At 42.9% G+C, this 6422-nt stretch carries 6 protein-coding genes and 4 tRNA genes; 4 read left to right on the forward strand and 6 right to left on the reverse strand.

Going from position 1 to position 6422, the window contains the following annotated elements:
• Window positions 1-115: 115 nt before the first annotated feature.
• The 4 genes from AB4589_RS17120 to AB4589_RS17135 all read right to left on the reverse strand — a co-directional run bounded on the left by AB4589_RS17120 (window position 116) and on the right by AB4589_RS17135 (window position 523).
• Window positions 116-191, reverse strand: a tRNA-Thr gene (locus AB4589_RS17120).
• Window positions 192-204: 13 nt separating this feature from the next.
• A tRNA-Gly gene (locus AB4589_RS17125) sits at window positions 205-279 on the reverse strand.
• Between the two features lie 39 nt (window positions 280-318).
• Window positions 319-403 (reverse strand) — tRNA-Tyr (locus tag AB4589_RS17130).
• A gap of 44 nt (window positions 404-447) precedes the next feature.
• Window positions 448-523, reverse strand: a tRNA-Thr gene (locus AB4589_RS17135).
• 209 nt (window positions 524-732) lie between these two features.
• Here AB4589_RS17135 and coaA point away from each other — a divergent pair.
• Window positions 733-1656, forward strand: a complete 924-nt coding sequence (gene coaA / locus AB4589_RS17140; protein ID WP_372101247.1) for a type I pantothenate kinase — start codon at window positions 733-735, stop codon at window positions 1654-1656.
• 7 nt (window positions 1657-1663) lie between these two features.
• Here the strand turns inward: coaA and birA are convergent, their stop codons facing one another.
• Both birA and murB read right to left on the reverse strand, forming a co-directional pair.
• Complete coding sequence (gene birA / locus AB4589_RS17145) at window positions 1664-2629, reverse strand: bifunctional biotin--[acetyl-CoA-carboxylase] ligase/biotin operon repressor BirA (protein WP_065679893.1); 966 nt, start codon at window positions 2627-2629, stop codon at window positions 1664-1666.
• Entirely contained in the window at window positions 2626-3672 is a 1047-nt protein-coding gene (gene murB, locus AB4589_RS17150) for a UDP-N-acetylmuramate dehydrogenase (protein WP_041472937.1), read from the reverse strand. The genes birA and murB overlap by 4 nt, the downstream gene beginning before the upstream one ends.
• Window positions 3673-3738: 66 nt before the next feature.
• Here murB and AB4589_RS17155 point away from each other — a divergent pair, with 66 nt between their 5' ends.
• From AB4589_RS17155 to AB4589_RS17165, 3 genes are all read left to right on the forward strand, one after another.
• Complete coding sequence (locus AB4589_RS17155) at window positions 3739-4170, forward strand: GNAT family N-acetyltransferase (RefSeq protein WP_012605012.1); 432 nt, start codon at window positions 3739-3741, stop codon at window positions 4168-4170.
• 91 nt (window positions 4171-4261) lie between these two features.
• The gene (gene pssA / locus AB4589_RS17160; protein ID WP_371710785.1) at window positions 4262-5602 is read left to right on the forward strand and encodes a CDP-diacylglycerol--serine O-phosphatidyltransferase; all 1341 of its coding nucleotides are present in this window, start codon (window positions 4262-4264) and stop codon (window positions 5600-5602) included.
• Between the two features lie 392 nt (window positions 5603-5994).
• Window positions 5995-6339, forward strand: a complete 345-nt coding sequence (locus AB4589_RS17165) for a transposase (protein WP_371710786.1) — start codon at window positions 5995-5997, stop codon at window positions 6337-6339.
• Window positions 6340-6422 lie beyond the last annotated feature (83 nt).

The raw sequence follows: 6422 nt of genomic DNA on the forward strand, positions 1-6422 counted from the left end.
TCAAATTTTTCTTTAGACATGGGGTGTCCCTCTAGGTACGGATTAGGTGGCTTAAAATAAGACCACGCAACCAAAAAAAATGGTTTTCTTTATTAAAGGAGAAGAAGCTTTAGACTGGTGCTAATACCCAGAGTCGAACTGGGGACCTCACCCTTACCAAGGGTGCGCTCTACCGACTGAGCTATATCAGCACACAAAATGAGTTGGAGCGTGCAGCGGGAATCGAACCCGCATCATCAGCTTGGAAGGCTGAGGTAATAGCCATTATACGATGCACGCAACACGTAACTCTGTTTGAGCTATTTAACCTTTAGAATATGGTGGAGAGGGACGGATTCGAACCATCGAAGGCAGTGCCAACAGATTTACAGTCTGCTCCCTTTGGCCACTCGGGAACCTCTCCAAATTTTGAGCTTTCTCTCGCTTACCTTAAAGAAAGGGAGAAAGTGGTGCCGACTACCGGAATCGAACTGGTGACCTACTGATTACAAGTCAGTTGCTCTACCTACTGAGCTAAGTCGGCACAAGTGGGGCGCATTTTATTGAATGATTTTCCACCTTGCAATAGTAAATTGAAAAAAAGTGAAAAATTCTCCTATGAAATTCCTAGATACGGCTATTTAGCTCAAGGTTTCTGCCTTTAACCCACATCTAGTACAGGAAGATATTTTATTTATCTATCGCTTGATGTATTTTCCATGCACTTGTTTTGTTATCCACTATAGAGTTTATATGAGCCCATTTATGTCATTTGACCGCGAACGTTGGTCTGAGCTAAGGAATTTAGTTCCGATGACACTTTCTGAGAGCGACTTAAAAGAGCTTCAAGGCATCAATGAAAAGCTCACAATGGAGGAAGCCGTTGAGATCTACCTGCCGCTCTCTCGCCTATTAAATCTCTATGTGGCAGCCAGACAGAATAGAAACTCAGTACTCCATCAATTCCTGGATAAAAACGAGAAAGCACCACCTTTTATCATCGGTATTGCTGGAAGTGTCGCTGTGGGCAAAAGTACAACTGCACGACTGCTTAAAGCCCTACTTTCTCGCTGGGAGAACCACCCAAAAGTTGAGCTAGTCACAACCGATGGCTTCTTATACCCAAATGAGGTGTTAGAAGAAAAAGGATTGATGAGTAAAAAGGGCTTTCCGGAGTCTTACGATATTAAGCGTTTAGTGAACTTTGTTTCGGATGTAAAAGCATGCAAGAGAAATGTCACGGCTCCCGTGTACTCACATCTTACGTACAACATTACTGATGACGTTAAGTGTGTCGACCTACCAGATGTGCTTATTATTGAAGGACTTAATGTCTTGCAAACAGGCATGAACGATCCTCACGATCCACATCGCGTGTTTATTTCAGACTTCCTTGATTTCTCACTCTATGTTGACGCTGATAGCCAACAAATCAAAGAGTGGTACGTCAATCGCTTTATGAAATTCCGCGACGGCGCGTTTACCAGACCTGGCTCTTACTTTAGTCATTACACAAAATTATCGAACCAAGCGGCACTGGATAAAGCGGAAGGTATCTGGAGTTCAATTAATGGGTTGAACCTAGAACAAAATATCCTTCCTACACGAGAAAGGGCTCACTTGATTCTACGTAAAGGCGCAGATCATATGGTTGAAGAAGTGTTATTAAGAAAATAGTAACACCTTAATCGCCTTTTCTTAGCGATATCTCTCCGCCGATATAGCTCTCGATACCATTCTCAGTTTTGAGTAATACAGCACCTTGTTCATCGATGCCTTGAACAACACCTTCAATTTCTCTAGGTCCAATGATCAACCTAACATTGCGACCTAAGAAATTATCAAAGCGATTCCAACGCTCTACAAAATTGGACATCCCTTTCAACTCATAATCAACAAGAGACTTATCCCAGGCATTGATCAGAGCCTGTGCTAACTGATTACGATCGGGCACCTTCCCATCACACACTTCTTTAAGAGAAGTCCACGGTTGGCCAATACCTGATGTTGTTGGATCCATGGATAAGTTTAGCCCTAAACCAATCACAATATGAGCAGCGCCACCAGACTGTCCTGACAGCTCTACCAAGATACCAGCAAGCTTCTTGTCATTGTGGTAAAGGTCGTTCGGCCATTTGAGCTTTATACCTTCTACGCCCATCTCTTCCAAAGCTTCAACAACAGCTACACCAACCACTAGGCTCAAGCCCATCGCGGCAGCCATCCCTGCGTCGAGTCTCCAATACATTGAAAGATAGAGGTTTGCACCGAATGGCGATACCCACTCTCGTCCACGACGTCCACGTCCCGCAGCTTGATATTCAGCAATACAGACAGAACCCGATTCGAGGGTGTTAGTACGCTCTAATAGGTGTTGGTTTGTAGAACCTATGATTGGAATCAGTTCAAGAGAAGCATCTCGACTAACAACAGACAATTTGTCTTCGTTAAGCATATCTAAACGGCTAGCTAACTTATAGCCCTTGCCTTGTACTCGGTAGATATCTAAACCCCACCCTTGAATGCCTTTAATGTGCTTACTGATAGCCGCTCGTGATACACCAATCATTTCACCTAGATCTTCACCTGAATGAAACTCACCGTCAGCAAGACATCTCAATAGTGCAAGCTTGGTACTGTGTTCTCTCATGCCAATGACTCCAAAGCCTTGTCTAGGTTTGTCTCGCAGTCTCGTCCCATAAAACGTACTTCATGTTCCAGTCGAATATCGAATTTATTCAAGACAGACTGACGTACTCGCTCTGCAAGCTTAAGGATATCCACAGCAGAAGCCTTATCATAATTGATGATAACTAATGCTTGGTTTGGGTGAACTTGAGCGCCGCCTTCTGTCACGCCTTTGAACTGGCATTGATCAATCAACCAGCCTGCAGCGACTTTGATCATGTCATTGCTCTCATAGCCTACAATGTTTGGGTATAGAGCGAACAGGCGATCAAAATGATCTTTGGTGATCACAGGGTTTTTGAAGAAGCTGCCCGCATTACCTTGGACTCTAGGGTCTGGCAACTTACTTGAACGGATAATGCATACTTCATCAAATATAGTACGAGGAGAGAGCGTATCGGCTGCTAGGCTTTTTAACGGGCCATAGTGATTGCATGGCTCCCACTCTTTCGGCAACGTTAAACCAATCGCAACAACAATCGCTTTATCGTAGAGAGCGTGCTTGAAAATAGAATCTCGGTAACCAAAGAGACACTCTTCTTTGCTCAATCGCTTAACTGTATAAGTATCCAGACACAGGATATCGACATACTCGCATACGTCTTGTAGCTCAACACCATACGCACCAATATTTTGAATCGGAGCCGAACCTGAACAGCCAGGTATCATTGCTAGGTTTTCTAGACCACCGAGCCCTTTATCCACACTCCATTCAACTAAGTTTGGCCAATCTTCCCCCCCACTAACATGCAGTAGGTGATGACTGTCCGTCTCGGTCAACTCAATCCCGGATAATTTATTCACTATGACCAGACCAGCGAAGTGCTCAGTAAAAAGCATATTACTGCCTTTACCCAGTATTAACTTAGGTAAAGCTGACCATTTAGGGTCTCTGTAAACGGAAATTAATTCTTCGATAGTGGTGACTTCAACCAACGTATCACACGTCTGATCTATCGAAAAAGTATGAACATTTTTTAAACTAGCATTGAGATGGAATTGCATGGCGATATTCAATTAACTTACACTGCAGTCATTCTACAGCAGATAAACCAATGGCGCAGTGACTGAATGAACAATGTCATCATTACCCAATTAGACCCAGTAAAGGTTCCCTTAGTTAAACGTTTCTATAAAGAACATTACCCAACGGGAAAAGCCAATAAAAGTGAACTGATCTATTCGTTATTACTGGATAACGAGCTTTGCGGTGTCGTGCGCTTTCGTACAATAGAGAATAATCGCTTACTTACTGGAATGGCGATATCAAAACAACATCGCGGTAAGCAATTAGGCTCCCAGCTTATGGACTATTGTGCGCAACATACACTTACGGAAGACGATTACTGCTTTGCGTACGCTCATCTCACCAATTTTTACGCGCGACACAAATTCGTACAAGTAGAGCCTAAAGATCTGCCAAATGGTTTAAGAGTTTTATACGAGCGCTACTCGAATAGCGGAAAAGATCTCATTCCTATGCATTATCAGCAAAATTGTTAGAGAATGCCTCGATTATCTAGTATTTGATGCTATCCCTTTGGTAAAATTAAAGGTTCGCAATTTTGCATATTTTTAAGGTAAAACAGTCAATATGATTGCCAGTAGGAATCCATTCATACAGTTGCCAACCATAGCGCAGAATCCTGACAAGTTTGAAGTACTACTATCAGCGCAAGAGTTTCGAACTCGTCTACTTGATGAGATATCTCGCGCAACGACTCGTATTAGTTTAGTCGCTTTGTATCTTGAAGATGATGAGGCTGGCCGTGAAATCCTAACTGCCTTATATGAAGCAAAACAAAAGAATCCAGAATTAGACGTGAGCGTTTGTGTCGATTGGCACCGAGCACAGCGCGGATTGATTGGTGCAGAGTCTTCTGAAGGCAATGCTGCAATGTATAAAGAGTTTGCAGAAAAATATCAGCACTCTGTACCCGTCTATGGCATTCCAGTTCGCGGCAAAGAAGTCTTTGGCGTATTGCATTTAAAGGGCTTTATCGTCGATGACAGCGTGATATACAGCGGTGCAAGCCTTAACAATATCTACCTGAATTACCATGACCGCTATCGCTTTGATCGTTACCATGTTTTAAACAACGCAGCGCTTGCTGATTCAATGTTTACCTACGTACACGAACAGATGGTTGCGGACAGCGCTGTTTATGACCTGGCTGATAAGAACAAGCCTTCGACCAAAGAACTGAAACCAACGATTCGTCAGTTTCGTGCATCATTAGCAAGGTCTCAGTATCAATTCGATGGTCAAGAGGTTTCAGCAGACCAAGTTGCTGTAACACCATTAGTTGGTATCGGTAAAAGACGTAACCGTCTGAATCAGGGAATCAATCAACTCGTAGCTCAAGCTAAAGATGAAATCTTTATCTGCACACCTTACTTCAACTTCCCACCTAGCCTAGCTAAAGAAGTGAAGAAAGCGCTTAAGCGTGGCGTAAAGGTCAGCATTGTTGTTGGCGATAAGACAGCGAATGATTTCTTTATCTCGCCAGAAGAAGAGTTTAAAACGATTGGTGGTCTTCCATACCTTTACGAATTGAACCTGCGTCGTTTTGCTAAAGCGAATGAGGCTCATATTGCTAGCCGTAATCTATCAATTCGACTTTGGCAACACGATTCCAACAGCTTCCACCTAAAGGGTATTTGGGTAGATAAGCGCTACATGCTACTAACAGGTAATAACCTAAACCCTCGCGCATGGAAGTTGGATCTAGAGAACGGCATCTTTATCCAAGATAACTACCATCACCTAACAGACAAGTTTCAGGCTGAAGTGGATAATATCCTTCAACACACTCAGCTTATCTGTACTTATAAGCAGTTAGATAAGGTAGAGAGCTACCCGATGGAAGTTCAGAAGTTGATTCGTAAGATCACTCGTGTGAAAGCCGATAGAGTGCTTAAACAAATACTTTAGTCGATGTATTAGAAATACTATTTATCAACGCCTAGCAAACGCTAGGCGTTTTTGTATCTACGATATAAATGACTAAATCGTGAAAATCGTTGATAAGTACTACCACCCGAACTCTATCTATTATCTCCTCGAGCACATGGCCTTATCTTGGAGAACCTCTCGATCCAAACACCGAAAAAATCAAAATAGAAACGATCCCGACAATATTGGGCTGTAGAGTGTTGATGCCTGGTTTCAAGAGGAAGCTAGGTTTGGTCAACAGAACACAACTACACGTCTTTGGGGATTCGTGGAACCGGGCCTCGTGTGGCAAAACAACAGCAATTTGAATACGGCTATTTGTTTGGTTCGGCATGCCCAAAAACAAGAATTGGTGAAGCCATAGTAGCTCCTTGGGTCACAAGGGCATAAAGACAAACCACTTAGAGCAGATATCTAAGGCCAGTGAAAAAGGACGTCATGCAATCCTTATTATGGATGGAGCTGGCAGGCATACCGATGATATTACGAGAGAATTTAATAACGTCACTACTATTAGGCTTCCTCCCTACTCACCAGAGCTCGACCCTATAGAGCAAGTTTGGAGTTGGTTGCGACAACATTATCTAGCGAATCAAAGTTTCACTGATTATAACGACATTGTTTCCAAGGTTTGTCGTGCTTGGAATGGATGTCTTGAGTGCAAAGATCGCGTCACCAAAATGAGCAGAAGAGATTGGATAAACCTGATCAGTTAATTTCCCGGGTTGGTATCATACAACCTAGAAGCAAAACACTTTTCTTGAGATGTAAAAAAGCCCCGCTATTTCTAGCAGGGCTT

This window comes from Vibrio sp. 10N.222.49.A3 (assembly GCF_041475145.1).
Taxonomy (GTDB): domain Bacteria; phylum Pseudomonadota; class Gammaproteobacteria; order Enterobacterales; family Vibrionaceae; genus Vibrio; species Vibrio tasmaniensis_A.

Coding starts and splice junctions, on each gene's coding strand:
- coaA (WP_372101247.1), top strand. CDS start 733: ATGAGCCCATTTATGTCATTTGACCGCGAACGTTGGTCTGAGCTAAGG.
- birA (WP_065679893.1), bottom strand. CDS start 2,629: ATGAGAGAACACAGTACCAAGCTTGCACTATTGAGATGTCTTGCTGAC.
- murB (WP_041472937.1), bottom strand. CDS start 3,672: ATGCAATTCCATCTCAATGCTAGTTTAAAAAATGTTCATACTTTTTCG.
- AB4589_RS17155 (WP_012605012.1), top strand. CDS start 3,739: ATGAACAATGTCATCATTACCCAATTAGACCCAGTAAAGGTTCCCTTA.
- pssA (WP_371710785.1), top strand. CDS start 4,262: ATGATTGCCAGTAGGAATCCATTCATACAGTTGCCAACCATAGCGCAG.